Here is a 22,137-nt window from a genome sequence, read left to right as displayed (position 1 = left end):
CTCGTATGGGGGGCGGGCGGCGGACAGGCTGGGTTGCCGCAGGGTGATCGGGGCCAGCGTCGGCATCGTGACATTGGCCTTTTTGTTGCTGGCGGAGGCGCAAGCGTCGCTGATCTTGCTGGTGATCGGGGTAATTGTGCTGGATATCGGCGTGCAGGCGGGGTTGGTGGCGAACCAGAGCCGGGCATTTGCGGTGGACCCGAAGGCTCAGGGGCGGATCAACAGTTTGTACATGACCGCCACTTTTGTCGGCGGGGCGATTGGCGCGACGGTGAGTGGTGGGTTGATGGCGCAGTTTGGCTGGGTCGGGGTGGTGGAGTTTGGCGTTGTGCTGGGGGTACTTGCGGGATGTATCCATTGGCTGGGTGCGCCACGCAGGGCTCAAGAGCTGGCATAAATCCCGGATCAAAAGGCTCCCATATTTGATCTCCAGTGTTTGAGAGATTGGATTTCAAAGCGCAAAAAAGGCGACCTGTAATAGGTCGCCTTTTTTTATTGCGCGTACTGCTTGCTCAACCCGGGCGGCACGCCCTGTACGCTGGTCTCTTCCCACGGCCCGTTCGGGCTGATGGAGCGGCTCCAGCCGTTGCTCCAGCGATAGTAGGTGCGTTGGCGGTAGAAGGTGTCGGGCTGGTCGTCGAGCACATACACCTGCATCTTGCCGTCCCAGTGGCTGGCGGCGCCCGGGGGTGGGGCGAAGGTCGGTGACGAGGTGGGCACCGGCTTCGGCGCGGGCGTGACCGGGCCGGAAGGCTTGGTGCTCGGTTGGGTCGACGGCCCTGACGGCGGGATGGTCGGGCCGGTGGGCGACGGAGGCCGGTGGACCGCACAAGCGCTCAGGCCCACGATCAGGCTGAGTAGGGTAAGGCGTGCAAGTGCGGTCATAGGCGTTTCCTCAAAATTACTGGTCCGGACTGTCGATGGTCAGCTGCTGCAAGGCAGTGGTGCTGCTGGCCAAGGGTTGGCTGCGGCCGATCCACTCGCCAGCGGTCGGAAGACCTGCCCGGGATAGGCGTGCAACCAGTTGGACTTCGGGGAAGTTCGACAGTTTCAACTGCGGCATCATCGCGTCGGCATCGCCCAGTTCGACGGTGATCGGCAGTTCGGCGACGGTGACACGTTTGGCCGCCAATGGCGCAGGCGGGCCACTGACGGCGCGGGCGAAGATGAACACGCTGTCGGTGGGCAGGGCTTTGGCCTTCACGTCGGCGGATAAATCCACACGCACTTTGATCAGCGCTTTTGGAGCGACAGTGCCGCCGCTTTCCTTGAGCTTTTCGGCAGCCCGGTCGATACCGCCTTGCAGCGCTGCACGAGAATTATCTTCGGGTGGCAGTTGGGCCAGCAGGCGGTTCCAGTAGTCGATGGCTTCCTGGTAACGCTGGCCCTCAAAGGCCGCGATGCCCAACAGGCCCAGGCTGGTGACTTCTTTCGGGTCCAGCTTCAACGCCTCGTCGGTCAGCGCCTGAACCTTGGGCGACCACTGTTTGTTGTCGGCGAAGTACTGGGCCTGGGCCCACTGGCCGAGCAGTTCCGGCTGGCGACCGGCCAGGGCCACGGTGCGCTCGAAGACTTTGGCGGCATCGGCGGAACGGTCCTGGGCCATGTAGGCGCGACCGAGGAAGTACAAGCCTTCGGCCGAGTCTGGCTGGGCCGCGGCGGCGCGCTCCAGGCGCTGGGTCATGTCTTGCATGGACACCGGCGGCTGGGAGAATTCGCGGGTCAGCTCGACCTTGTCGCTCGCCCCATAATGCAGGTACAGCGCAACGCCAAGCACCGGCACCAGAAACGCCGCCAACAGTGGCAACGGCTTGCCCAGACGCGATTCACGGGGTTTTTCCACGCCTTCGGTGTCGGCCAACAGTTCGCGGGCGGCTTCGGCGCGGCCGGTGTCGAGTTGCGCGGCGTTGAGCACGCCTTCGTCCTGCTGCACTTGCAACTCGGCCACACGTTCCTGGTACAGCGCCACGTTCAGCGCGGTGCGGTCCTCTTCACGTTGGGCGCGGCGGTCGCGCAGTACAGGGATCAACAGGAAACTCAGGGCAATCAGGAGCAGCAACCCTGCTGCAAGCCAAAAATCAATCATCAGTCTTGGTGTCCAGCAGTTGGTCGAGGCGTTTGCGTTCATCGAGGGAGAGCGCGTCGGAACCATCAGTCGGCGCGGCGCGGCGGCGGCGCACGATCACGGCCATCACCCCCACACCGGCCAGCAACAACCCGGCCGGGCCGAACCAGAGCAGCGCGGTCTTGCCGGTGAGGGCCGGTTTGTAGCGCACGAAATCACCGTAGCGGTCGACCATGAAGTCGATGATCTGCTGGTTGTCCTTGCCCTCCCCCAGCATGCGGAAGATCTCTTTGCGCAAGTCGGCGGCGATGGGCGCGTTGGAGTCGGCGATGTCCTGGTTCTGGCACTTGGGGCAGCGCAGTTCCTTGGTCAGGTCGCGGAAACGTTCCCGCTCGGCATCGTTGGCGAATTCATAGGTGTCGATGGCGGCGTGGGCCACGCCCGCCAAACCCAACGCCAGCACGGCAGCGGCTAACAGGCGCTTCATGGCTTGGCCTCATCGACCAGGGCCTGGTACTTGGCGGCCAGTTGCTCGCGCCACACCACTTCGTCGATCACGCCCACGTACTTGTCGCGGATCACGCCTTTGGCGTCGATGAAGAAGGTTTCCGGAGCGCCGTACACGCCGAGGTTCAGTCCGAGGTTGCCGTCTTCATCGCGAATATCCAGCTGGTACGGGTTGTGGAATTCGGCCAGCCACTTCAACGCGGCAGCGTTGTCGTCCTTGTAGTTGATGCCGTAGATCACCACGCCCTTCTCGGCCAGCTTGTTCAGCACCGGGTGTTCGACGCGGCAGGAGATGCACCAGGTGCCCCACACGTTGACCAGCGCCGGCTTGCCCAGCAGGTCGGCCTGGGTCAGGGTCTTGTCGCCCTGCACCGTTGGCAGGCTGAAGGGCGGGAAGGGTTTGCCGATCATTGCCGAGGGCAACTCGGCCGGGTCCAGGTACAGCCCGCGATACAGGAACACCGCCACCACCAGAAACATCGCCAGCGGCACAACCATCAACCAACGCTTCATACCGCCGCTCCCTGCAGGCCGAGGGCTTCACGCACCCGGCTCTTGACCTTGACCCGATAACGCCGGTCCAGCGCGGCGAGCAAACCGCCAAAACCGGTGAGCAAACCACCGAACCAGATCCAGCGTACAAACGGCTTCACATGTACGCGCACAGCCCAGGCACCGTCGCCCAGCGGTTCACCCAGTGCCACATAGAGGTCACGGGTGAAACCGGCGTCGATACCGGCCTCGGTCATCATCGAACTCTGCACGGTGTACAGGCGTTTTTCCGGGTGCAGCACCGCCACTTCCTTGCCGTTGCGTACGACGCGCACGGTGCCTTTGTCGGAGGTGAAGTTAGGGCCTTCGAAGTGCTTGGCGCCTTCAAAGATGAAGTGGTAACCGGCCAAGTCCATGGACTCGCCCGGCGCCAGGCGCAGGTCGCGCTCAGCGCTGTTCTGGCTGGAGAGCACCACGCCCAGGGCGCACACGGCGATGCCGATGTGGGCGACCTGCATGCCCCAATAGCTGCGGGTCAGGCTTGGCAGGCCTTTGATCAGGCCTTTGTGCCGGGTCTTGTCGACGATGTCGCGCACGCCGGCCAGCAACACCCACGCCGCCAGCAGGAAGGTGGCCAGCACCGCCCAGTTGAAGTCGCCGTAAGCCACACCGGCGATCACCGCCAATGCCACGCTGCCCAGCAGCACCGGCATCAACATGCCTGCCAGCCATTTCACCGGGGTGTCTTTCCAGCGCACCAGCACGCCGATGGCCATCACCACCATCAACAGCCCCATCAGCGGGATAAACAACGCGTTGAAGTACGGCGGGCCGACGGACAGCTTGGCGCCGCTCAAGGCATCCAGCACCAACGGGTACAGGGTGCCGAGCAGGATCATCGACGCGGCCACCACCAGCACCAGGTTATTGCCCAGCAGCAGCGTTTCCCGCGACCACAGGTTGAAGCCGACCTGGCTCTTGACCACCGGCGCGCGCAGGGCGAACAGCGTGAGCGAGCCGCCGACCACAAACAGCAGAAAGATCAGGATGAAAATGCCGCGCTCCGGGTCGGACGCGAACGCGTGCACCGACGTCAATACACCCGAACGCACGAGGAAGGTACCGAGCAGGCTGAGGGAAAACGCCGCGATGGCCAGCAACACGGTCCAGCTCTTGAACACGCCACGTTTTTCGGTGACGGCCAGCGAGTGAATCAGCGCCGTGCCCACCAGCCAGGGCATGAAGGAGGCGTTTTCCACCGGGTCCCAGAACCACCAGCCGCCCCAGCCGAGTTCGTAGTAGGCCCACCACGAGCCCAGGGTGATACCGATGCCGAGGAACGCCCAGGCGACGATGGTCCACGGTCGCGACCAGCGCGCCCAGGCGGCGTCAAGACGCCCGCCGAGCAAGGCGGCGATGGCGAAGGCAAAGGCCACGGAGAAACCGACGTAGCCCATGTAGAGCATCGGCGGGTGCACGATCAGGCCGATGTCTTGCAGCAACGGGTTGAGGTCGTGCCCGTCCGCCGGGATCTGCGGCAGGATGCGGCTGAACGGGTTGGAGGTCATGATCAGGAACAGCAGGAAGCCGATGCTGATCATGCCCATCACCGCCAGCACCCGTGCCAGCATCACTTGTGGCAGTTGGCGCGAGAACACCGACACGGCGAAGGTCCAGCCGCCGAGGATCAACGCCCACAGCAGCAACGAACCTTCGTGAGCACCCCACACGGCGCTGAACTTGTAGTACCAGGGCAGTGCGCTGTTGGAGTTATTGGCCACATAGGCGACGGAAAAATCGTCGGTCATGAAGGCGTAGGTGAGGCAGCCGAAGGCGAACAACAGGAACGCAAACTGGCCCCAGGCAGCCGGTTGCGCCAGGCTCATCCACAAGCGGTCACCGCGCCACGCGCCAAGCAACGGCACCACGGCCTGCACAATGGCAAAGCACAGGGCGAGGATCATCGCCAACTGGCCAAGTTCTGGAATAAACAATGCGGACGTCATGGCTTAGCCCTCCTTGGCGGGCGTTGGCGCGGATTGGCCGCTGTCTTTGAGGGCCTTGGTCACTTCCGGCGGCATGTATTTCTCATCGTGCTTGGCCAGCACTTCGTCGGCCACCACCACGCCGTCGGCGTTGAGCTTGCCCAGGGCGACGATGCCCTGGCCTTCGCGGAACAGGTCCGGGAGGATGCCGCGGTAGGTGATGGTCACAGCCTTGTTGAAGTCGGTGACCACGAAGGTCACGTCGAGTGAGTCGGGGGAGCGTTTGAGCGAGCCCTTCTCCACCATGCCACCGGCGCGGATGCGTGTGTCCAGTGGGGCTTCGCCATTGGCGATCTGGGTTGGGGTGTAGAACAGGTTGATGTTCTGCTGCAGGGCGCTCAAGGCCAGGGCCACGGCAATGCCGACGCCGGCCAGGATGGCAAGGATGATCAACAGACGCTTTCTACGCAGCGGATTCACTTTTCGGTCTCCCGGCGCAGACGACGCGCCTCTTGTTGCAGGTAACGCTTGCGGGCCAGGATCGGCGCGGCCACGTTGAGGGCCAGCACCGCCAGGCAGATGCCATAGGCCGTCCAGACGTACAGGCCATGATGGCCCATGGCGAGAAAATCACTGAAAGACGCAAAGCTCATCCACGGGCTCCCAGGCAGGTTTGCACTTCGGCCTTGACCCAACTGGCGCGGGCTTCACGCTTGAGCACTTCAAGGCGCATGCGCATCAGCAGTACGGCGCCGAAGAAGCAGTAGAACCCCAGCACCATCAGCAGCAACGGCGCCCACATTTCCACGGGCATGGCCGGTTTTTCGGTGAGGGTGAAGGTGGCGCCCTGGTGCAGGGTGTTCCACCACTCCACCGAGTACTTGATGATCGGGATGTTGATCACGCCGACAATGGCCAGCACGGCGCAAGCCTTGGCGGCGCTGTCGCGATTGCTGATGGCGTTGCCCAGGGCGATCAGGCCGAAGTACAGGAACAGCAGGATCAACATGGACGTGAGCCGCGCGTCCCACACCCACCACGAACCCCAGGTGGGTTTGCCCCAGATCGCGCCGGTGACCAGCGCCACGGCGGTCATCCAGGCACCGATGGGCGCGGCGCATTGCAGGGCCACGTCGGCGAGCTTCATCTTCCACACCAGGCCGACGATGCCGCACACGGCCAGCATCACGTAGCAGGACTGGGCCAGCATCGCGGCGGGAACGTGGATATAGATGATGCGAAAACTGTTGCCTTGCTGGTAGTCCGGTGGCGCGAAGGCCAGGCCCCAGACCAGGCCGATACCAATCAACACGGCGGCAGCGATGCTCAGCCACGGCAGTAGCGTGCCGCTGATGCCATAAAACCATTTGGGCGAGCCGAGCTTGTGAAACCAGGTCCAGTTCATTGCTGTTTCCATCACGGTGGCTTCCTGTCATTGCAGGAAACTCAGGGTCTTTACTGACTAAGACATAACGCTTGGTCAGACCTCATTATTCACCGACGCTGATCTTCAGGCCGGCCGCTATAGCAAAGGGTGTCAGGGTTACCGCCAGGGCGGTCAGGCTACCAAGCCACAGGAGGTAACCGGTCGCCGGCATGCCCATGAGCGCGGCCTGCAAGGCGCCGCTGCCCAGGATCAACACCGGGATATACAAAGGCAGAATCAGCAGGGCCAGCAACAGGCCGCCCCGCTTTAAACCGACGGTCAACGCTGCGCCCACCGCCCCCAACAGGCTGAGCACCGGCGTACCGAGCAACAAGGATAGAAGCAGCACCGGCAAGCACTCGACGGGCAAGCCCAGCATCATCGCCAACAGTGGCGAAAGCAAGACTAGCGCCAAGCCGGAAAAAACCCAGTGTGCCAGCACCTTGGCCAGCACCAGAAGTGGCAAGGGGTGCGACGAAAGGACCCACTGTTCGAGGGAGCCGTCTTCGAAATCACTGCGAAACAGCCCGTCCAGCGAGAGCAGAACCGATAAAAGCGCCGCCACCCACACCAGTCCCGGGGACAAGGTTTGCAACAGTTTAGTCTCGGGGCCCACCGCCAGCGGGAACAGGGCGATGACAATCGCGAAGAACACCAGCGGGTTGGCCAGTTCGGCCGGGCGGCGGCACAACAGCCGCGCTTCGCGGGCGACCAACAGGGCGAATACGCTCATGCCGACCACCTTCCCAGGTCCAGGTCACGGTAACCGGCAGGCGTGCGATTGAGGGTGTGATGGGTGGTGAGCAGCACCAGCCCGCCCTTTTCGCAATGCTGGGCCAGGTGTTCTTCGAGCTGGGCCACGCCTTGCTTATCCAGGGCGGTGAAGGGTTCGTCGAGGATCCACAGCGGCGGGCCCGGCAGGTACAAACGCGCCAGGGCCACGCGGCGCTGTTGGCCGGCAGACAGGGTGTGGCAGGGAACGTCTTCGAAGCCCTTGAGACCGACAGCGGCCAGGGCTTGCCAAATAGCGTCGCGGGACGCGGGATGATGCAGGGCGCTCAGCCAGCTGAGGTTTTCTTCGGCGGTGAGCACGTCCTTGATGCCCGCGGCGTGGCCGATCCAGACGAGGTTGCGCGCCAACTCAGTGCGTTGTTCGTTGAGCGGCTTGCCATTGAGCCGCACAACACCTGCCGTCGGCTGCATCAACCCGGCCAGCAGGCGCAGCAAACTGGTCTTGCCGCTGCCGTTGGGGCCGCTGACCTGCACCATGTCACCACCCGTCAGCCGCAGTTCGAGGTGCTCGAACAACAGGCGCAGGTCGCGTTCACAGGAAAGCGCTACGGCTTCAAGAAGAGGGCTGGTCAAAAGATCGCGGGCCTTTACGGTTCAAGTCGGCGGTGCAGCGGCCGTTAAAGAGAAATGCACAATAACGGCTTTGGCGACCGATTTTAGAGAGCTGGATCAAATAGTTGTGAGGTTTTTACCGCTCTCTTTGCAGACGGGCGGCATTATACATGCGATGCCCTACTCTAAAGAGGGCAATTTCCTTCGAGACGACGCGCACGATGACCGGTGAGATCAACCTTCCTACGCTGCCGCCAGCACCCGTGGCCGGGCCCGCCCCGCTGCCCCCGACCGGTGAGCTGCTGAAACTGCTGGAACCGCAGATCGGCTTGATCGACCCCGGAAAAACCGTGAACGCCGAGGTACTCGCGCTCAAACAGGGCGGTGATGCGTTTCAGTTGCTGCTCAAGTTGACCTTGGAAGGCGGCCGCCAGACCCTGGTGCAAGCCAGCAGCACCCAGCCGTTGCCGCTGGGAAGCAACGTGGCCGTGAGCCAGACGCCGACGGGCAACCTGACCATCACCTTGCAGCAAGCCTTGAGCGCCAATGTGGCCGCCCTCACCCGTATCGACACCACGCAAATGCCGGTGGGCACGCTGTTGCAGGCCAAGGTGCTGACCACCCAGATGCTGCCCCAGGGCACCACGCAGCCGGCCATCTACCGCTCGCTGGTGACCGTGCTCAGCAACGCCCTGGCCGGCGCGACCCTGACCGTGGAAAGCCCGCAGCCGCTGCGGGTGGGCAGCTTGCTCAGCGCCGTGGTGCAAGACACCCAGACGTTGAATTTCGTGCCATTGAGCGGGCTCAAGGACCAACTGGCGGTGGCGCAGCAACTCGCCACCCAGCAAAGCCGCCAGGGCTCGCTGGACGTGGTGTTCACCGCCCTGCAGAACCTGCCCGCCGACGACACCACCTCCAGCGACCTGCGCGCGGCTGCCGCGCGCTTGCTCGCCGCGCTGCCCGACCTGTCGCAGGTGAGCAACCCCAAGGTGCTGGCGCAGGTGATCCAGAACAGCGGCGCGTTTCTCGAAGCCAAATTGCTGGCCGGGCAAAACCCGCAAATCCCGCCGCTGGACATGAAAGGCGCGCTGCTGCGCCTGGTCGCTGACCTGTTGCCCGCGCTGCCCACCGCCACCAACCTGAATGCGATCCTTGCCGCCAACACCCTGGCCCAGGTGCTGCCCAATTTTGTGCGCAACCCGCTGAACACCCTGGGCCAGGTCAGCGCCCGCCAGGCACCGGCCGGCTTTCCGCTGCCGGAGCGGCTGATGGCCAAGCTGGAAGGCGAAGGCGACCTGGAAAACCTGCTGCGCCTGGCCGCCGGGGCCATCTCGCGCCTGCAGAGCCACCAACTGTCGAGCCTGGAACAAACCGGCACCACCGCCGACGGGCGCGTGCAGACCACCTGGCAGTTGGAAATCCCCATGCGCACCCTGCAGGACATCGTGCCGTTGCAGGTCAAGTTCCAGCGCGAAGAGCCGCCGCCGGACAAGGACCAGCCCGAACGCAAAGACAAAAAGGACCCCAAGCAGATGCTCTGGCGCGTGGAGCTGGCCTTCGACATGGAACCGCTGGGGCCGTTGCAGGTTCAGGCGCAACTGACCCAGGGCAAGCTCTCCAGCCAGTTGTGGGCGTCCCGGCCGTTTACCGCCAGCCTGATCGAAAGCCATTTGGGCAGCCTGCGCGAACGCCTGGTGACCTCGGGCATCAATGTCGGCGACCTGGATTGCCATCTCGGCACGCCGCCACGCGGGCCGCGAACTGGCTTGGAGCAACGCTGGGTGGATGAAACCGCATGAAGAACACCAACCCACCGCGTCAGGCGATCGCCCTCAAGTATGACGGCCAGCAGGCCCCCACACTGACCGCCAAGGGCGACGACGCCTTGGCCGAGGCGATCCTGAAACTGGCGCGGGAAAATGAAGTGCCGATCTATGAGAACGCCGAGCTGGTGAAGCTGCTGGCGCGCATGGAATTGGGTGACAGCATCCCGGAGGAGTTGTACCGCACGGTGGCGGAGATCATCGCGTTTGCCTGGACCTTGAAAGGCAAGTTCCCGGTGGGGTATGACCCGGACGCAGGGCCGGTGGAGCGGGATGTGACGGCGCGTGGGGACGATTACTGACTTCTCACAGGCATACACAAATCCAACTGTGGGAGCTGGCTTGCCTGCGATGGCGGTGTGTCAGTCACCTTATGTATGACTGATGCACCGCCATCGCAGGCAAGCCAGCTCCCACAGTAGATCTCTATTGTCAGTTGAGGACTTCGCTTAGCGGGATGAAATTGACGCTATCGCCCACCGTCAGCGTCGTGCCTTCCAACACCTCCACAAACCCTTCTGCCCACGCCGCGCTGCGCAGCACGCCGGAGCTCTGGTTGCGGTAGATGATCGCCTTGCCCTGCTCGATGCGGCCGCGCAAGTATTCACGACGGTTGCCCGGCTTGGGCCACTCGAAGCCCACCGGCACTTCGAACCGCAGCGGCGCCACGTCCTGCACGCCTTGGCGGCGCAGCAGGTAAGGCCGCGCCAGCAAGGCAAAGGTCACCAGGGTCGACGCCGGGTTGCCCGGCAGGCCGATCACTGGCACACCGCGAAAGTGGCCGAAGGTCAGCGGCTTGCCGGGTTTGATCGCCAGTTTCCACAGCGCCAGCTCCCCCTCTTCGCGCAGGGCGATGCCGAGGAAGTCCGCCTCGCCCACCGACACACCGCCCGTGGACAGGATCAGGTCAACGTCAGCCAAGCCAGCAAGGCGTGTGCGGGTCTTTTCGAGGTCGTCGGGCAGGATGCCGGCGTCGATCACTTCGCAGCCCATGCGCGTCAGCCACGAGCACAACACGCGGCGATTGCTGTTGTAGATCTGGCCCGGGCCGAGCGGCAAGCCGGGTTCGATCAGCTCATCCCCGGTAGACAGCACTGCCACGCGTGGGCGGCGTACCACGTCAAGGCGATCATGCCCCAGGGAAGCCGCGAGGCCGAGTTCGACTGGGCCCAGGCGCGTGCCGGCCGTCAGCACCAACTCGCCGACGGTGGTCTCCTGCCCTTGCGGGCGGATGTTCTGGTCCAGCTGCAACGGCTCGCTAAAGCTCACGCGCTCGTCGGCGTGGACCACGGCGTTTTCCTGCATTTCGACACAGTCCGCGCCTTCGGGCACCGGGGCGCCGGTGAAGATCCGCGCACAAGTGCCAGCGGCCAGGGGATGCGGTGCCTGGCCAGCGAAGATGCGCTGGCTGACCACCAGTGGCTCACCGTTCCAGTCCGCCAGGCGCAGGGCGTAGCCGTCCATGGCGCTGTTGGGCCAGGGCGGCAGGTCGAGGGTGGACACCAGGTCCTGGGCCAGCACGCGCCCATCGCAATCGGCCAGCGGCAGGCTTTGCTGTTCGCGGATCGGCGCGGCGTCGGCCATGTCCAGCAGTTGCTGCAGCGCCTGTTCCACCGGCATCAGGGCGCCGGTCTTGCCGGGCTTACCCACGGGATTCACAGGGCTCGGCCTGCTTGAGGTGCGGCACGAAGTTGCACGGGCGATGACGGTTGTCCAACTGTTCGGCGAGGATGCCGTCCCACCCGGTGCGCACGGCATTGGTGGAGCCCGGCAGGCAGCACACCAGCGTGCCATTGGCCAGGCCGGCCAGGGCGCGGGACTGCACGGTGGAAGTGCCGATATCGGCCACGGAGATCTGGCGGAACAGCTCGCCAAAACCGTCGACCTGTTTGTCCAGCAGGCAGCTCACGGCTTCGGGGGTGCTGTCGCGTCCGGTGAAGCCGGTGCCGCCGGTGATCAGCACCACTTGCACGACGTCTTCGGCGATCCAGTGGGCCACCTGGGCGCGGATCTTGTAGAGGTCGTCCTTGAGCAATACACGCTCGGCCAGGTTGTGGCCGGCAGCGGTCAGGCGGTCGACGAAGACCTGGCCTGAGGTATCGGTTTCTAGGGTGCGGGTGTCGCTGACGGTCAGTACAGCGATGTTCAGGGGTACGAAGGGCGCATCAGCCTTGGCTTTCATGGCTCGGTCCGGTTGTCGAAGGAACAGCCCGATGTTATATCACAGGGCCCCATTTACCTGCCGCAGCGGAACCGTCATGCCTTCAGATTCTTCAGCCCTGTCCTGTTCGATTTTGCTGCTGGCCGGAGGGCGTGGCCAGCGAATGGGCGGGCAAGACAAAGGTCTGCTGGAATGGCACGGCCAGCCCCTTATCGCGCATCTGCAACACCTGACTCGGCCACTGACGGATGACCTGATCATCTCGTGCAATCGCAACCATGCGCTTTACGCGCCGTACGCCGATCAGCTGGTGAGCGACGACAGCCCGGACTTTCCCGGGCCACTGGCCGGCATCCGTGCAGGGCTGGCCGCCGCACGTCATGGGCACCTGCTGATCTTGCCGTGCGATGTGCCCAATATTGATGTGCACCTGCTGACCCAGATGCGTCAGACGGTGCAGCGCAATCCGCGATTGCCGTTGATGGTGCGCCATGGCGAGTTCTGGGAACCCTTGATCTGCATCATCCCCACCCACCTGCGCGACGCTGTGGAAGCGGCCTGGGATGCCGGTGAGCGCAGCCCGCGCAAGATCCTCCTGCAACTGGGTGGCATCGGGCTTGAATGCCCGGCCGATGACCCACGCCTGGCCAACCTGAATACACCGGAGCTGTTGCACCCAGGGTTTGGCGTGTCAGAATGAGCGTCGGATAAGGAACTTTGCCGACGTCTTATACGTCACAAGGTCAGCACTCAAAAAAGTATTCTCTCGGAGACACACTCATGACTCAACGGACCATCGCCGCTCTCATGCTTGCACTGGGCCTCGCTACCCTTGCCGGTTGCGCCTCGCCAACAGTGATCACCCTGAATGACGGTCGCGAAATCCAGGCCGTCGACACTCCTAAATTCGACAAGGACTCGGGTTTCTACGAGTTCGAACAATTGGACGGCAAGCAGACCCGCATCAACAAGGATCAGGTCCGCACCGTTAAAGACTTGTAAACCTCAGCGTTTGCTACCAAGGCCCGCCTCGCGCGGGCCTTGTCGTTTCTGGCGGTTACCAGTCGAGGGTGATATCACTGCGAAAGCTGCGCTCTTGCCCGGTCACCGGGTCGATAAAACGCACACCCTGGGCGAGCAGCTTGAGCGGGTTGGCGTAGTCGTCCACGGCGTCCTTTATTACGTCGGGGTAGAACGGGTCATTGCAGATGCTCGCCCCCAGCGCGGTCATGTGCACACGCAACTGATGCTTTTTGCCGGTCACGGGGAACAGGCCGTAGCGCCACAGCTCGCCATTTTTCTCGCGCACCTCTACCGCCGTTTCGGTATTGCTGGCGCCAACGCCTTCCTGCATGCGAAAGAACGGCTCGCCGTCCACCAGGCGGCTTTTGTGCACCAGCGGGAACGTCAGGCCCGGTAACGCCGGGGCAATGGCTTCGTAGAACTTGTCGATCTTTCGCGTGGGAAACAGTTGCTGATACGCCGCGCGGCTGGCCGGGTTGGCCGAGAACAGCACCAGCCCTGCGGTATGCCGGTCGATACGGTGCAGCGGCACCAGCGAAGGGTTGCCCAGACGGCGGATCAAGCGACGCAGCAGGGTTTGCTCGACGTATTCACCGGCGGGCGTCACGGGCAGGAAGTGCGGCTTGTCGGCCACCACCAGGTGCTCGTCGGCATACAGGATGGCCTCTTGCACCGGGATCACTTTTTCATTCGGCACTTCGCGAAAGTAGTAGATGCACAGGCCTTCCTTGTAGGCCAGGTCCTGTCCTATCGGGCTGCCGTTGATGTCCAGCACCCGCCCACGGGCGATGCGGTCCAGCCAGTGCTCACGGCTGATAGCCGGGAAGTGTTCACACAGGCAGTCGAGCACCAGCGCCCAAGGGCCCGGCGGCAGGTACAAGGTGCTGGCTTGGTGCTCGGAGGCGATAAACGCGGAAGTGGACATGCAGATGCTCGAAGCCTTGGGAAAACCGGCGGGCATTATCCCGCAGGGTTCAGGCTTTGGCCAATTGCGCCCGCAGCGCCGGCGAAGCACTGGCCGCCTCGGTGAATTCCTTGAGCCAACGCAGTACGTCCACCGCCTCCCAGCGGCCTGGATCGTAGAGCGCGTATAACAGGCCCTGGTAACCCACCACATCCAGCTGCTTGTGATAACCGGCGCGCTGAAACAGCGCCTCGATCTCAGCGAAACAGGTATTGAAATGCACTTTGTTGAAGGGCGTCTTGCCTTCCGTGACCAGGCCATCGAGGCGCAGCTCGTTTACCGCGTCGCGTACGACATCGGCAGACATGCGATTGACGCTGCTTTTCAGTTGTTCAACATTCACCACGGGCGTTCCCTCTACTCAATCACTGTACAAACATACAGTAACTTAATATTTGGAAACCTGCCATCGCATAACACTCAACGAAGGAAGGCAACGACCTGTTGTGTGTCGAAAGGCCAATCCAGTTCCGCCCCCGTGTCTACCCGGCGAAGCACCGGAATACGCAGGCCGTAGACTTCAGTCAGGTCGTCGGGGTCGGTGATATCCACCAATTCCACCAGCAACCCGTGTTCGACGAGCGGCATGATTTCGGCTTCGGCGATCTCACATAGATGGCAACCCAGGGTGCCGAATAACTGGCATTCAGGAAGCATGGTGAATGGACCTGATCAGAAAACAGGCACACATTCTAAGCCCGGTAGCAGCCTCACGCCCACCCCATAAACCCTGACCCAGATCACCATGGCCTATAACTGATTCAGCGATGTTTGTGGCTTTTTTGCCTGCCCCCTTGCAACGGAGATGCCTGTGTTTGCCAACCTGTTGATCATCCTGGCCTCATCCCTGGTAGTGATTGCGCTGTTTCGCCGGCTGCAATTGCCTCCCGTGCTGGGCTACCTGTGCGTGGGCCTGGCCGTGGGGCCCACCGCCCTGGACTGGGTGAACGACAGTGAAGAGCTCCCCGACCTCGCCGAACTGGGTGTGGTGTTCCTGCTGTTTTCCCTGGGGCTGGAGTTTTCCCTGAGCAAGATGCTCGCCCTGCGCCGCGTGGTGTTTGGCTTGGGCAGCCTGCAAGTGGTGGGCTGTGGGGTGTTGCTGGGCGTGCTGTTGATGATCCTGGGCGTGGCACCCGGCATCGCCCTGCTGCTGGGGGCGGGACTGGCCTTGTCGTCCACCGCCATCGTGAGCAAGGAGCTCGGCAGCCTCGGGGAGATTTTCAGCAGCCATGGCCAGAACGCGATTGGCGTGTTGCTGTTCCAAGACGTAGTGGCTGTCTTGCTGCTGACCCTGGTGCCGGTGTTCGCGGGCACCGGTGAGCAGGCCTGGTACCTGGCACTGCCCTTGACCTTGGGCAAGACTGTGGTGCTGTTTGTGGGCCTTCTGTTTGCCAGCCGCTGGTTGTTGCCACGGTTGTTCCACGAAGTCGCCGAGTCCCACTCGGCCGAATTGTTTGTGCTGCTGGCCCTGGTGATTGTCTTGCTGACGGCGTGGCTTACCCACTTGCTGGGCTTGTCCCCTGCCCTCGGCGCCTTCCTGGCCGGCATGCTGCTGGGGGAGAGCCACTATCGCCACCAGATCGAAGCGGACATCCGGCCCTTTCGCGACATCCTGCTGGGGCTGTTTTTCGTCAGTATCGGCATGCTCATCGACCTGCAGCTGTTCGTCAGCCACAGCCTGCTGATCCTTGGCCTGACCCTCACCTTGATGTTGGTCAAGGGCGGCGTGGTGGCCGCGCTGGTCAAGCTACGCGGCAGCGACAGTGAAACCGCCTGGCGCAGCGGCCTGGCCCTGGCCCAGGGCGGCGAGTTCTGTTTTGCCTTGATGGCGCAGATGCAGCAAAGCCGCTTGATCCCCGACGAATTCAACGGCTTGCTACTCGCCGCGACCTTCTGCTCGATGCTGCTCACGCCCCTGTTATTGCGCGCCGCTCCGAGCCTGGCCCTGCGCCTGCACCGCACGCCCAATCAGCAGGTCCAGCTGGACGAAATCACCGCGCTCAACGCCGAGCTGCACGGGCATGCGGTGATCTGTGGCTATGGCCGCGTCGGGCAATCCATCGGGCGTTTTCTACGGCGCGAACAGCAAGCCTTTATCGCACTGGATGACGACCCTGAGCGGGTACAGGAAGCTGCCACTGAAGACAGCAGCGTGCATTACGGGGATTGCCGGCGTGGCGCCCTGCTCAGCGCGGTGGGCCTGGAGCGCGCGCGGTTGGTGGTCATCGCCGTGGACAACAGCGATGTGGCGTTGGTGGTGCTCAAGGAAGCGCGGCGCATCAACCCTGACGTGCCGATCCTGGTGCGCACCCGTGATGACAGCCAGTTGGCCGAGCTGAAAGCCGCGGGCGCCAGCGAAGTGGTGCCCGAACTGTTGGAATCCAGCTTGATGCTCGCCTCCCACGCCTTGATCCTGCTGGGCCTGCCGGACCAACAGGTGCAGGCGCGGGTCGACGAAGTACGGCACAACCGCTACCGCCTGCTGCACGGCTTTAATCCATCGGCCGAACCGCCGATCAATCCTGACTGACCGCACCGATTTTATGGATCGACAGGTCCGCGCCGTAGTACTCCTCCTCCTGGCTCAGGCGCAGCCCGTGCACGCGCTTGATCACGCCGTACACCAACAGGCCACCGCCCAGCGCCACCACCACGCCGAGGGCAGTACCGATCAGCTGGCTGATCAGGCTGACGCCGCCGAGGCCACCCAGTGCGGTCTGGCCGAAGATACCGCAGGCGATGCCACCCCACACGCCACACAGGCCGTGCAGCGGCCACACCCCCAGCACGTCGTCGATCTTCCAGCGATCCTGGGCCGCAATGAAGCACCACACGAACAGCCCGCCCGCGACCGCGCCAGTGACCAGCGCGCCCACCGGGTGCATCAGGTCGGAGCCGGCACAAATTGCCACCAACCCGGCCAATGGGCCGTTGTGCAGGAAGCCCGGGTCGTTGCGCCCAATGATCAGCGCCGCGACAGTGCCGCCCACCATCGCCATCAGCGAGTTGACCGCCACCAGGCCACTCACGCCGTTGAGGGTTTGCGCGCTCATCACGTTGAAGCCGAACCAGCCGACAATCAGGATCCACGAACCCAGGGCCAGGAACGGAATGCTCGACGGCGCGAACGCCACCAGTCGCCCTTCACGATAACGCCCGTTACGCGGGCCCAGCAGCAACACCGCTGCCAGCGCCAGCCAGCCGCCCATGGCGTGCACCACCACCGAACCGGCGAAGTCATGGAAGCTGGCGCCGAACGTCGCCAGCAGCCAGGCTTGCAGGCCGAAGTTGCCGTTCCACACCATGCCTTCGAAAAACGGGTAGATAAACGCCACGATCAACGCGGTGGCGCACAACTGCGGAACAAAACGTGCACGCTCGGCAATACCCCCGGAAATGATCGCCGGGATCGCCGCCGCAAAGGTCAGCAGGAAGAAGAACTTCACCAGGCCATAGCCGTGGTCGGCGCTGATCACCGCAGCCGGTTGCAGGAAGCTCACGCCGTAGGAGATCCAATAGCCTATAAAGAAATAAGCCAGGGTGGAGATGGCGAAGTCGCTGAGGATCTTCGACAAGGCGTTGACCTGGTTTTTCTGGCGGACCGTGCCCACTTCCAGGAACGCGAAGCCGGCGTGCATGGCCAGGACCATGACCGCGCCGATCAGGATGAACAGGGTATTGGAGCTATGGACGAGGGTGTCCACCGCACTTTGCAAATTTTCCATGGAGGTTGGCAGGCCTGCATTAAAGGCAAAAAGCACCAAAGCGGTTCAAGCCAGGGTTGCACGCACTAAATTGGCACCACCGGCCTCGCCCCTCTTCAGAGGGCGTGAACCGCTTTAGCGCAGCGATCAACTCAACAGGCTGTTGCCGACAGGGTTTTTCCGCGAGTTTCAGTTATTTAGGGTAAGGTTTTTGAAGGCATTGCTTCATTCCGCCCAGATTCAGCGCAGGCCCCGGGGCGTGCGCACCAAGGCAAAGCAAAAGCTGTACCAGACAATTGCACTGAACCTTCACCGAAGCCGGTGACTCGAAACCACTAAGTACCGTTCAGCCAATCACGGAGATACCCATGGCCAGAAGAACTGCAAAGACTGCTCAAGAAATACTGATGGCGGATTTTCAAACCCTGGTCAGCGACACCGAAAAGTTGCTCGATGACACCAAGGTGCTCGCCGGTGACCAGGCTGACGAGCTGCGCAGCAAGATCCACGAGAGCCTGCTCAAGGCCCGTGAAACCCTGCAACTGACCGAGGACTCCCTGCGTGAACGCGGCCAGGCGGCCGTCACCGCGACCGAAGATTACGTGCAGGCAAACCCTTGGCAGTCGGTGGGCATTGCCGCCGGTGTGGGCTTTCTGATCGGCCTGCTGGCTACAAGGCGCTAACCATGTCTATCGGCGAAACGGGCTCGTCCACGGGCACCACTTCAAGACGTCTGGGCGCGGCCGTGCTGGGCTTGCTGCACAGCCACGTCGAATTGTTTGGCATCGAATTGCAGGAACAGAAAGCCCGCACTGTCAGCCTGCTGCTGTTTGCCGGCCTGGCGCTGGTGTTTGCGCTGCTGTTGCTGGTGGGGTTGTCGACACTGGTCATGATCCTGGTATGGGACACCGGCTATCGCCTGACGGGGATCATCTGCCTCTGTGTGTTCTACAGCCTGGCCGCCGCCTTCTGCGGGGTGCGCCTGAAAGCGGCGGTGTTCGATGAATCCACACCGTTCCACGCCACCCTCGAAGAGCTGGCCAATGACCGGGAGCGCCTGCTGCCATGAGCATCACTGAAATCCCCCAAACCACCTCCCGCCGAGAAATGCGCAAGGCGTTGATCCGCCTGCGCATGGAAATGCACCGCCAGGAGATCCGCCACGAGTCCCAGCAATTGATGCTGCCCCTGAACAAGGTGCGCAATATGGGCAGTAACTGGCAGGACAGCCTGGGCATCAAGCACGCGCCGCTGTGGGGCGTGGCTGCGGTCACACTGTTGGGTTTCTTTACCGGCAAAGGTGCCAAGGGCGGCAGTATCAGCAGCCTGACACGCCTGGTGCGACTGGGAGCCGGGTTGATCCCGCTGATCAAGCTGGCCATGCAGGGCGCGTCTCGTAAAGGTTGAGGCCTGCTGGCTGCATTCTTGCACACAGAATCGGCCCGGCCCTCGTTACTGAGGGCTGGGCCTTTTTTCGCCGACTCTTTAAGGAGGCCCCGTGATTGACGGGCAACCGCTCGCCTGCTTCCAGCCGTTCATCGACACCGCCACCGGGCGCATTGCTGGCGTTGAGGCCCTCGGCCGCCTGCGCCAGGCCGATGGCCGCTTGCAGTCTGTGGGCCCCTTGTTCGCCGACCCACGCACGCCGGGGGCCACCTTGCGACGCCTTGACCGGCAGATTCGCGACAATGCCCTGAGCCGCTTGCATGAGGCCCCCGACGACTGGTTTCTGAGCCTGAACATCTCGCCCCGCTGGATCAACCGCCTGCGCCCCGGCCAGGCGCTGCCCAGCTTGAGGCAAGTGCAAGCCCATGGCGTCGATCCACAGCGCATCGTGTACGAGATCACCGAGCTGGGGGGTAACATCCAGCGCCTGGCCGAGGTGGTAGCGCGCTATCGCGAGGCCGGCGCACGCATCGCCATTGATGACTTTGGTGCCGGCTACTCCCAACTCGACCGCGTGCTGGCGTTGCAGCCGGACATTCTCAAGCTGGACATGCGCCTGTTCCAGGAAGCCGCCCGAGGCGGCCCGAGCAGTGAAGTGGTACGGGCCCTGGCGCAGATGGCCGAGAAAACCGGCTGCTGGATCATTGCCGAAGGCGTGGAAACCGAGGCGCAGTTGAGCTTCGCCTTGGAATGCGGCTCGCGCTACGTGCAGGGCTACCTGTTCGCCCAGGCGCAGCTGGACTGGTTCGCCACAGACGCCTTTGTGCCGCGCTTTGCCCAATTACGGACGGCCTACGTCCAGCAGAAGCTCGCAGAGCGGGGACGCGTAATGCAGTTGCGCCTGCAATTGGCCGAGCTGATGAAAATCCTGCAGGCCTGGGCACAGGGTCAAGCCCCCCTGGCTCAACTGCCCCAATTGCCGAACTTTCCCTGGCTGCTGCGCTTTTACCAATGCGACCGGCATGGCACCCAGCTGACGCCCAACTTCGAATGGCGCCAGGACGCCTGGCAGGCCGACAGCCGCTACCTGGGCCACAACTGGTCGTGGCGCCCCTACTTCTATCACCTGCTCGCGGAAGGCTGGGAGGAACGGCGCCTGACCCTGTCGTCGACCTATCGCGACGCCACCACTAATAGCTACTGCCTGACCGCAGGACAATTCTTCGATAACGGTCAGCGTTTGCTGTTAATCGATATCGACGCGGCCGGGCTGTAGATTTTCGCTTGCCCCGCCACGGCGGAACCGGGAAGCTGGGGGACGTCATTCACCGCACGGAGAGTACCCGCCTTGGATTGGCCCACCCTGTTGACTCGCGAACGCCTTGGAAAACCGTTGCACAGCCCGGAAGAACTGGGCCGCAGCCCGTTTCACAAGGACCATGACCGCATCATTTTCTCGGGCGCATTCCGCCGCCTGGGCCGCAAGACCCAAGTACACCCGGTGTCCAGCAATGACCATATCCACACGCGGCTGACCCACTCCCTGGAAGTCAGTTGCGTGGGCCGCTCCCTGGGCATGCGCGTGGGCGAGACCCTGCGCAGCGCCCTGCCCGACTGGTGCGACCCGAGCGACCTGGGCATGGTGGTGCAATCGGCCTGCCTGGCCCACGACATCGGCAACCCACCGTTCGGGCATTCGGGCGAAGATGCCATCCGTCACTGGTTCCAACAGGCGGCCGGCCGTGGCTGGCTGGATGACATGAGCAGCGCCGAGCGCAATGACTTCCTCAACTTCGAAGGCAACGCCCAGGGCTTTCGCGTGTTGACCCAGCTTGAGTATCACCAGTTCGATGGAGGCACACGGCTGACCTATGCCACCCTGGGTACTTACCTGAAGTACCCCTGGACCGCCCGCCATGCGGACTCCCTGGGCTACAAGAAACATAAGTTCGGTTGCTATCAGAGCGAGCTGCCGATCCTTGAACAGATCGCCCACAAACTCGGCCTGCCACAGCTGGAAGAACAGCGTTGGGCCCGCCACCCGCTGGTCTACCTGATGGAAGCGGCGGACGACATCTGCTACGCGTTGATCGACCTTGAAGACGGCCTGGAAATGGAGTTGCTGGAATACGCCGAGGTCGAGTCCTTGCTGCTCGATCTGGTGGGCGACGACTTGCCCCAGACCTACCGGCAATTGGGCGCGCAGGACTCGCGCCGGCGCAAGCTGGCGATCCTGCGGGGCAAGGCCATCGAACACCTGACCAATGCGGCGGCACGCGCGTTTGTCGAACAGCAGGACGCTTTGCTGGCAGGCCTGCTGCCGGGTGACCTGGTGGAGCACATGCACGGTCCCGCCAAACGCTGCGTGCTGGACGCCAAGGACATGGCCCGCAAGAAAATCTTCCAGGACAAGCGCAAGACACTGCACGAAATCGGTGCCTACACCACTCTGGAAATCCTGCTGAACGCTTTTTGCGGGGCGGCATTGGAACAACATGGCGGGCGCACGCCCTCCTTCAAGAACCGCCGCATCCTCGACTTGCTGGGCAACAGCGCGCCAAACCCGGCGTGGCCGTTGCACGCGTCATTCCTGCGCATGATCGACTTCATCGCGGGTATGACCGACAGCTACGCCACCGAAATGGCGCGGGAGATGACGGGGCGTTCCAGCCCTCAATAGCACCATGGATCAAGCTTGCCTGTTCCCTGAAAGGAATATGCCTACACAGGGAACAGAGCAGCCTGATCGAATTCGCACACGTACCCGAAGAATAATCACGCACGCTTTTGGCGGACCTGACGATGATTTCCTACGTCACGCTATCAAAGCCTGACCCCTACGTATGCTCACTATGCCCAGACATCGCCTTCGTATCCTGTTAGTGGAGGATCATCCCTTTCAACTTCTGGCCACCCAATGCCTGCTCAAAAGTTTCGACTTCGACAACCTGACCCTTGCAGAAAATGCCGAACAGGCGATCCTCCTGATGACGCAGGCCGGTACGCCTTTCGATCTCATGCTGTGCGACCAGTGCCTGCCGGATCTGCCCGGGCTTGAGTTGATTGACATCGCCAATCGCCGCCACTTCATCCTTGCCGCCATCCTTCTTAGCGGGTTGCCTGTGTCGGAGTTATCCGAACTTAGCGACCAGGCTCGGCAAAGAAACCTGCCGCTGCTGGGTTATTTATCGAAGCCACTGAGTAAAGAGAAACTTATCGAGTTGGTGAGTCGATTGCCGACCGCCAACGTGTAGGAA

At 62.8% G+C, this 22,137-nt stretch carries 28 protein-coding genes; 12 read left to right on the top strand and 16 right to left on the bottom strand.

Translation table 11 applies throughout. The annotated features are described in order from the left end of the window. A partial coding sequence (locus tag HX803_RS27330) for an MFS transporter (protein WP_178925069.1) occupies positions 1-397 on the top strand: 397 nt, incomplete at its 5' end. 95 nt (positions 398-492) lie between these two features. Here the strand turns inward: HX803_RS27330 and HX803_RS27325 are convergent. From HX803_RS27325 to ccmA, 10 genes are all read right to left on the bottom strand, one after another. Continuing rightward, positions 493-885, bottom strand: a complete 393-nt coding sequence (locus HX803_RS27325) for a hypothetical protein (RefSeq protein WP_178925067.1) — start codon at positions 883-885, stop codon at positions 493-495. Between the two features lie 16 nt (positions 886-901). Then, positions 902-2,086 carry a c-type cytochrome biogenesis protein CcmI gene (ccmI, locus tag HX803_RS27320; protein ID WP_178925065.1) on the bottom strand — a complete coding sequence of 395 codons (1,185 nt, stop codon included), beginning with the start codon at positions 2,084-2,086 and terminating at the stop codon, positions 902-904. After that, positions 2,079-2,552, bottom strand: coding sequence for a cytochrome c-type biogenesis protein (locus tag HX803_RS27315; RefSeq protein WP_176998214.1), 474 nt, complete (start codon positions 2,550-2,552; stop codon positions 2,079-2,081). Before HX803_RS27315 ends, ccmI begins: the two co-directional genes overlap by 8 nt. Next, on the bottom strand, positions 2,549-3,085 hold the full coding sequence (locus tag HX803_RS27310) for a DsbE family thiol:disulfide interchange protein (RefSeq protein ID WP_178925063.1): 537 nt from the start codon (positions 3,083-3,085) through the stop codon (positions 2,549-2,551). Before HX803_RS27310 ends, HX803_RS27315 begins: the two co-directional genes overlap by 4 nt. After that, entirely contained in the window at positions 3,082-5,070 is a 1,989-nt protein-coding gene (locus tag HX803_RS27305; protein WP_178925061.1) for a heme lyase CcmF/NrfE family subunit, read from the bottom strand. The genes HX803_RS27310 and HX803_RS27305 overlap by 4 nt, the downstream gene beginning before the upstream one ends. A 3-nt stretch (positions 5,071-5,073) precedes the next feature. Next, positions 5,074-5,529 carry a cytochrome c maturation protein CcmE gene (gene ccmE / locus HX803_RS27300; RefSeq protein ID WP_178925059.1) on the bottom strand — a complete coding sequence of 152 codons (456 nt, stop codon included), beginning with the start codon at positions 5,527-5,529 and terminating at the stop codon, positions 5,074-5,076. Then, positions 5,526-5,702, bottom strand: a complete 177-nt coding sequence (ccmD, locus tag HX803_RS27295; protein WP_003172771.1) for a heme exporter protein CcmD — start codon at positions 5,700-5,702, stop codon at positions 5,526-5,528. The genes ccmE and ccmD overlap by 4 nt, the downstream gene beginning before the upstream one ends. Continuing rightward, positions 5,699-6,454: a heme ABC transporter permease gene (locus tag HX803_RS27290; protein ID WP_178925073.1), complete on the bottom strand. Its 756-nt coding sequence runs from the start codon at positions 6,452-6,454 to the stop codon at positions 5,699-5,701. Before HX803_RS27290 ends, ccmD begins: the two co-directional genes overlap by 4 nt. A gap of 85 nt (positions 6,455-6,539) precedes the next feature. Beyond that, entirely contained in the window at positions 6,540-7,208 is a 669-nt protein-coding gene (gene ccmB, locus HX803_RS27285; protein WP_014717701.1) for a heme exporter protein CcmB, read from the bottom strand. Continuing rightward, entirely contained in the window at positions 7,205-7,840 is a 636-nt protein-coding gene (gene ccmA / locus HX803_RS27280; RefSeq protein WP_178925056.1) for a cytochrome c biogenesis heme-transporting ATPase CcmA, read from the bottom strand. Before ccmA ends, ccmB begins: the two co-directional genes overlap by 4 nt. 200 nt (positions 7,841-8,040) lie before the next feature. Here ccmA and HX803_RS27275 point away from each other — a divergent pair, with 200 nt between their 5' ends. Together HX803_RS27275 and HX803_RS27270 are read left to right on the top strand one after the other, a co-directional pair. Beyond that, positions 8,041-9,618 carry a flagellar hook-length control protein FliK gene (locus HX803_RS27275; protein ID WP_178925054.1) on the top strand — a complete coding sequence of 526 codons (1,578 nt, stop codon included), beginning with the start codon at positions 8,041-8,043 and terminating at the stop codon, positions 9,616-9,618. Continuing rightward, on the top strand, positions 9,615-9,944 hold the full coding sequence (locus HX803_RS27270) for an EscU/YscU/HrcU family type III secretion system export apparatus switch protein (RefSeq protein ID WP_178925052.1): 330 nt from the start codon (positions 9,615-9,617) through the stop codon (positions 9,942-9,944). Before HX803_RS27275 ends, HX803_RS27270 begins: the two co-directional genes overlap by 4 nt. 130 nt (positions 9,945-10,074) lie before the next feature. Here the strand turns inward: HX803_RS27270 and glp are convergent, their stop codons facing one another. Together glp and moaB are read right to left on the bottom strand one after the other, a co-directional pair. Then, positions 10,075-11,301: a gephyrin-like molybdotransferase Glp gene (gene glp / locus HX803_RS27265; protein WP_178925050.1), complete on the bottom strand. Its 1,227-nt coding sequence runs from the start codon at positions 11,299-11,301 to the stop codon at positions 10,075-10,077. Then, entirely contained in the window at positions 11,285-11,824 is a 540-nt protein-coding gene (moaB, locus tag HX803_RS27260) for a molybdenum cofactor biosynthesis protein B (protein WP_025857889.1), read from the bottom strand. The genes glp and moaB overlap by 17 nt, the downstream gene beginning before the upstream one ends. Positions 11,825-11,900: 76 nt before the next feature. Between moaB and mobA the strand changes: the two genes are divergently transcribed. Further along, on the top strand, positions 11,901-12,503 hold the full coding sequence (gene mobA / locus HX803_RS27255; protein WP_178925048.1) for a molybdenum cofactor guanylyltransferase MobA: 603 nt from the start codon (positions 11,901-11,903) through the stop codon (positions 12,501-12,503). 80 nt (positions 12,504-12,583) lie between these two features. Next, complete coding sequence (locus HX803_RS27250; protein ID WP_016978480.1) at positions 12,584-12,805, top strand: YgdI/YgdR family lipoprotein; 222 nt, start codon at positions 12,584-12,586, stop codon at positions 12,803-12,805. Between the two features lie 55 nt (positions 12,806-12,860). Here HX803_RS27250 and HX803_RS27245 read toward each other — a convergent pair whose 3' ends face one another. The 3 genes from HX803_RS27245 to HX803_RS27235 form a co-directional block, all read right to left on the bottom strand. After that, a complete protein-coding gene (locus HX803_RS27245; RefSeq protein ID WP_178925046.1) occupies positions 12,861-13,751 on the bottom strand; it encodes a pseudouridine synthase in 891 nt (296 codons plus the stop codon). A 49-nt stretch (positions 13,752-13,800) separates the two neighbouring features. After that, positions 13,801-14,136, bottom strand: a complete 336-nt coding sequence (locus tag HX803_RS27240; RefSeq protein ID WP_178925044.1) for a transcriptional regulator — start codon at positions 14,134-14,136, stop codon at positions 13,801-13,803. A gap of 74 nt (positions 14,137-14,210) precedes the next feature. Further along, a complete protein-coding gene (locus HX803_RS27235; RefSeq protein WP_178925041.1) occupies positions 14,211-14,447 on the bottom strand; it encodes a glutaredoxin family protein in 237 nt (78 codons plus the stop codon). A gap of 148 nt (positions 14,448-14,595) precedes the next feature. On the opposite strand from HX803_RS27235, the gene HX803_RS27230 reads away from it, so the two are divergent. Beyond that, positions 14,596-16,320 (top strand): monovalent cation:proton antiporter-2 (CPA2) family protein, encoded by a 1,725-nt coding sequence (locus HX803_RS27230; RefSeq protein WP_178925039.1) that lies wholly within the window; start codon positions 14,596-14,598, stop codon positions 16,318-16,320. Here HX803_RS27230 and HX803_RS27225 read toward each other — a convergent pair. Beyond that, positions 16,307-17,515, bottom strand: coding sequence for an ammonium transporter (locus tag HX803_RS27225; protein ID WP_178925037.1), 1,209 nt, complete (start codon positions 17,513-17,515; stop codon positions 16,307-16,309). The genes HX803_RS27230 and HX803_RS27225 overlap by 14 nt on opposite strands. Positions 17,516-17,862: 347 nt before the next feature. On the opposite strand from HX803_RS27225, the gene HX803_RS27220 reads away from it, so the two are divergent. The 6 genes from HX803_RS27220 (at position 17,863) to HX803_RS27195 (ending at position 22,134) form a co-directional block, all read left to right on the top strand. Continuing rightward, a complete protein-coding gene (locus tag HX803_RS27220) occupies positions 17,863-18,177 on the top strand; it encodes a YqjD family protein (protein WP_010211812.1) in 315 nt (104 codons plus the stop codon). A gap of 2 nt (positions 18,178-18,179) precedes the next feature. Continuing rightward, positions 18,180-18,563, top strand: a complete 384-nt coding sequence (locus HX803_RS27215; protein ID WP_012723020.1) for a phage holin family protein — start codon at positions 18,180-18,182, stop codon at positions 18,561-18,563. Next, on the top strand, positions 18,560-18,901 hold the full coding sequence (locus tag HX803_RS27210; protein WP_178925034.1) for a hypothetical protein: 342 nt from the start codon (positions 18,560-18,562) through the stop codon (positions 18,899-18,901). The genes HX803_RS27215 and HX803_RS27210 overlap by 4 nt, the downstream gene beginning before the upstream one ends. Positions 18,902-18,992: 91 nt before the next feature. After that, positions 18,993-20,156 carry an EAL domain-containing protein gene (locus HX803_RS27205; RefSeq protein ID WP_178925032.1) on the top strand — a complete coding sequence of 388 codons (1,164 nt, stop codon included), beginning with the start codon at positions 18,993-18,995 and terminating at the stop codon, positions 20,154-20,156. Between the two features lie 72 nt (positions 20,157-20,228). After that, positions 20,229-21,560 (top strand): deoxyguanosinetriphosphate triphosphohydrolase, encoded by a 1,332-nt coding sequence (locus tag HX803_RS27200; protein ID WP_178925030.1) that lies wholly within the window; start codon positions 20,229-20,231, stop codon positions 21,558-21,560. Between the two features lie 172 nt (positions 21,561-21,732). Then, a complete protein-coding gene (locus tag HX803_RS27195) occupies positions 21,733-22,134 on the top strand; it encodes a response regulator (RefSeq protein ID WP_178925071.1) in 402 nt (133 codons plus the stop codon). Positions 22,135-22,137 lie beyond the last annotated feature (3 nt).

This window comes from Pseudomonas sp. P7548, assembly GCF_013386585.1.
In the GTDB taxonomy this organism is placed as follows: domain Bacteria; phylum Pseudomonadota; class Gammaproteobacteria; order Pseudomonadales; family Pseudomonadaceae; genus Aquipseudomonas.
Note: the sequence above shows the minus strand (reverse complement) of the source record. Positions and strands in the feature narration are given on the sequence as shown.

Excerpts from the sequence above, each read along its gene's own strand:
- ccmB (WP_014717701.1), bottom strand. The coding sequence starts at position 7,208 with ATGAGCGTATTCGCCCTGTTGGTCGCCCGCGAAGCGCGGCTGTTGTGC.
- HX803_RS27225 (WP_178925037.1), bottom strand. The coding sequence starts at position 17,515 with ATGGAAAATTTGCAAAGTGCGGTGGACACCCTCGTCCATAGCTCCAAT.
- HX803_RS27220 (WP_010211812.1), top strand. The coding sequence starts at position 17,863 with ATGGCCAGAAGAACTGCAAAGACTGCTCAAGAAATACTGATGGCGGAT.
- HX803_RS27195 (WP_178925071.1), top strand. The coding sequence starts at position 21,733 with ATGCCCAGACATCGCCTTCGTATCCTGTTAGTGGAGGATCATCCCTTT.
- HX803_RS27290 (WP_178925073.1), bottom strand. The coding sequence starts at position 6,454 with ATGAACTGGACCTGGTTTCACAAGCTCGGCTCGCCCAAATGGTTTTAT.
- mobA (WP_178925048.1), top strand. The coding sequence starts at position 11,901 with ATGCCTTCAGATTCTTCAGCCCTGTCCTGTTCGATTTTGCTGCTGGCC.
- HX803_RS27215 (WP_012723020.1), top strand. The coding sequence starts at position 18,180 with ATGTCTATCGGCGAAACGGGCTCGTCCACGGGCACCACTTCAAGACGT.
- HX803_RS27270 (WP_178925052.1), top strand. The coding sequence starts at position 9,615 with ATGAAGAACACCAACCCACCGCGTCAGGCGATCGCCCTCAAGTATGAC.
- ccmD (WP_003172771.1), bottom strand. The coding sequence starts at position 5,702 with ATGAGCTTTGCGTCTTTCAGTGATTTTCTCGCCATGGGCCATCATGGC.
- HX803_RS27315 (WP_176998214.1), bottom strand. The coding sequence starts at position 2,552 with ATGAAGCGCCTGTTAGCCGCTGCCGTGCTGGCGTTGGGTTTGGCGGGC.
- moaB (WP_025857889.1), bottom strand. The coding sequence starts at position 11,824 with ATGAAAGCCAAGGCTGATGCGCCCTTCGTACCCCTGAACATCGCTGTA.
- HX803_RS27230 (WP_178925039.1), top strand. The coding sequence starts at position 14,596 with ATGCCTGTGTTTGCCAACCTGTTGATCATCCTGGCCTCATCCCTGGTA.
- HX803_RS27310 (WP_178925063.1), bottom strand. The coding sequence starts at position 3,085 with ATGAAGCGTTGGTTGATGGTTGTGCCGCTGGCGATGTTTCTGGTGGTG.
- HX803_RS27210 (WP_178925034.1), top strand. The coding sequence starts at position 18,560 with ATGAGCATCACTGAAATCCCCCAAACCACCTCCCGCCGAGAAATGCGC.
- HX803_RS27275 (WP_178925054.1), top strand. The coding sequence starts at position 8,041 with ATGACCGGTGAGATCAACCTTCCTACGCTGCCGCCAGCACCCGTGGCC.
- HX803_RS27245 (WP_178925046.1), bottom strand. The coding sequence starts at position 13,751 with ATGTCCACTTCCGCGTTTATCGCCTCCGAGCACCAAGCCAGCACCTTG.
- HX803_RS27250 (WP_016978480.1), top strand. The coding sequence starts at position 12,584 with ATGACTCAACGGACCATCGCCGCTCTCATGCTTGCACTGGGCCTCGCT.
- HX803_RS27305 (WP_178925061.1), bottom strand. The coding sequence starts at position 5,070 with ATGACGTCCGCATTGTTTATTCCAGAACTTGGCCAGTTGGCGATGATC.
- HX803_RS27235 (WP_178925041.1), bottom strand. The coding sequence starts at position 14,447 with ATGCTTCCTGAATGCCAGTTATTCGGCACCCTGGGTTGCCATCTATGT.
- HX803_RS27325 (WP_178925067.1), bottom strand. The coding sequence starts at position 885 with ATGACCGCACTTGCACGCCTTACCCTACTCAGCCTGATCGTGGGCCTG.
- ccmI (WP_178925065.1), bottom strand. The coding sequence starts at position 2,086 with ATGATTGATTTTTGGCTTGCAGCAGGGTTGCTGCTCCTGATTGCCCTG.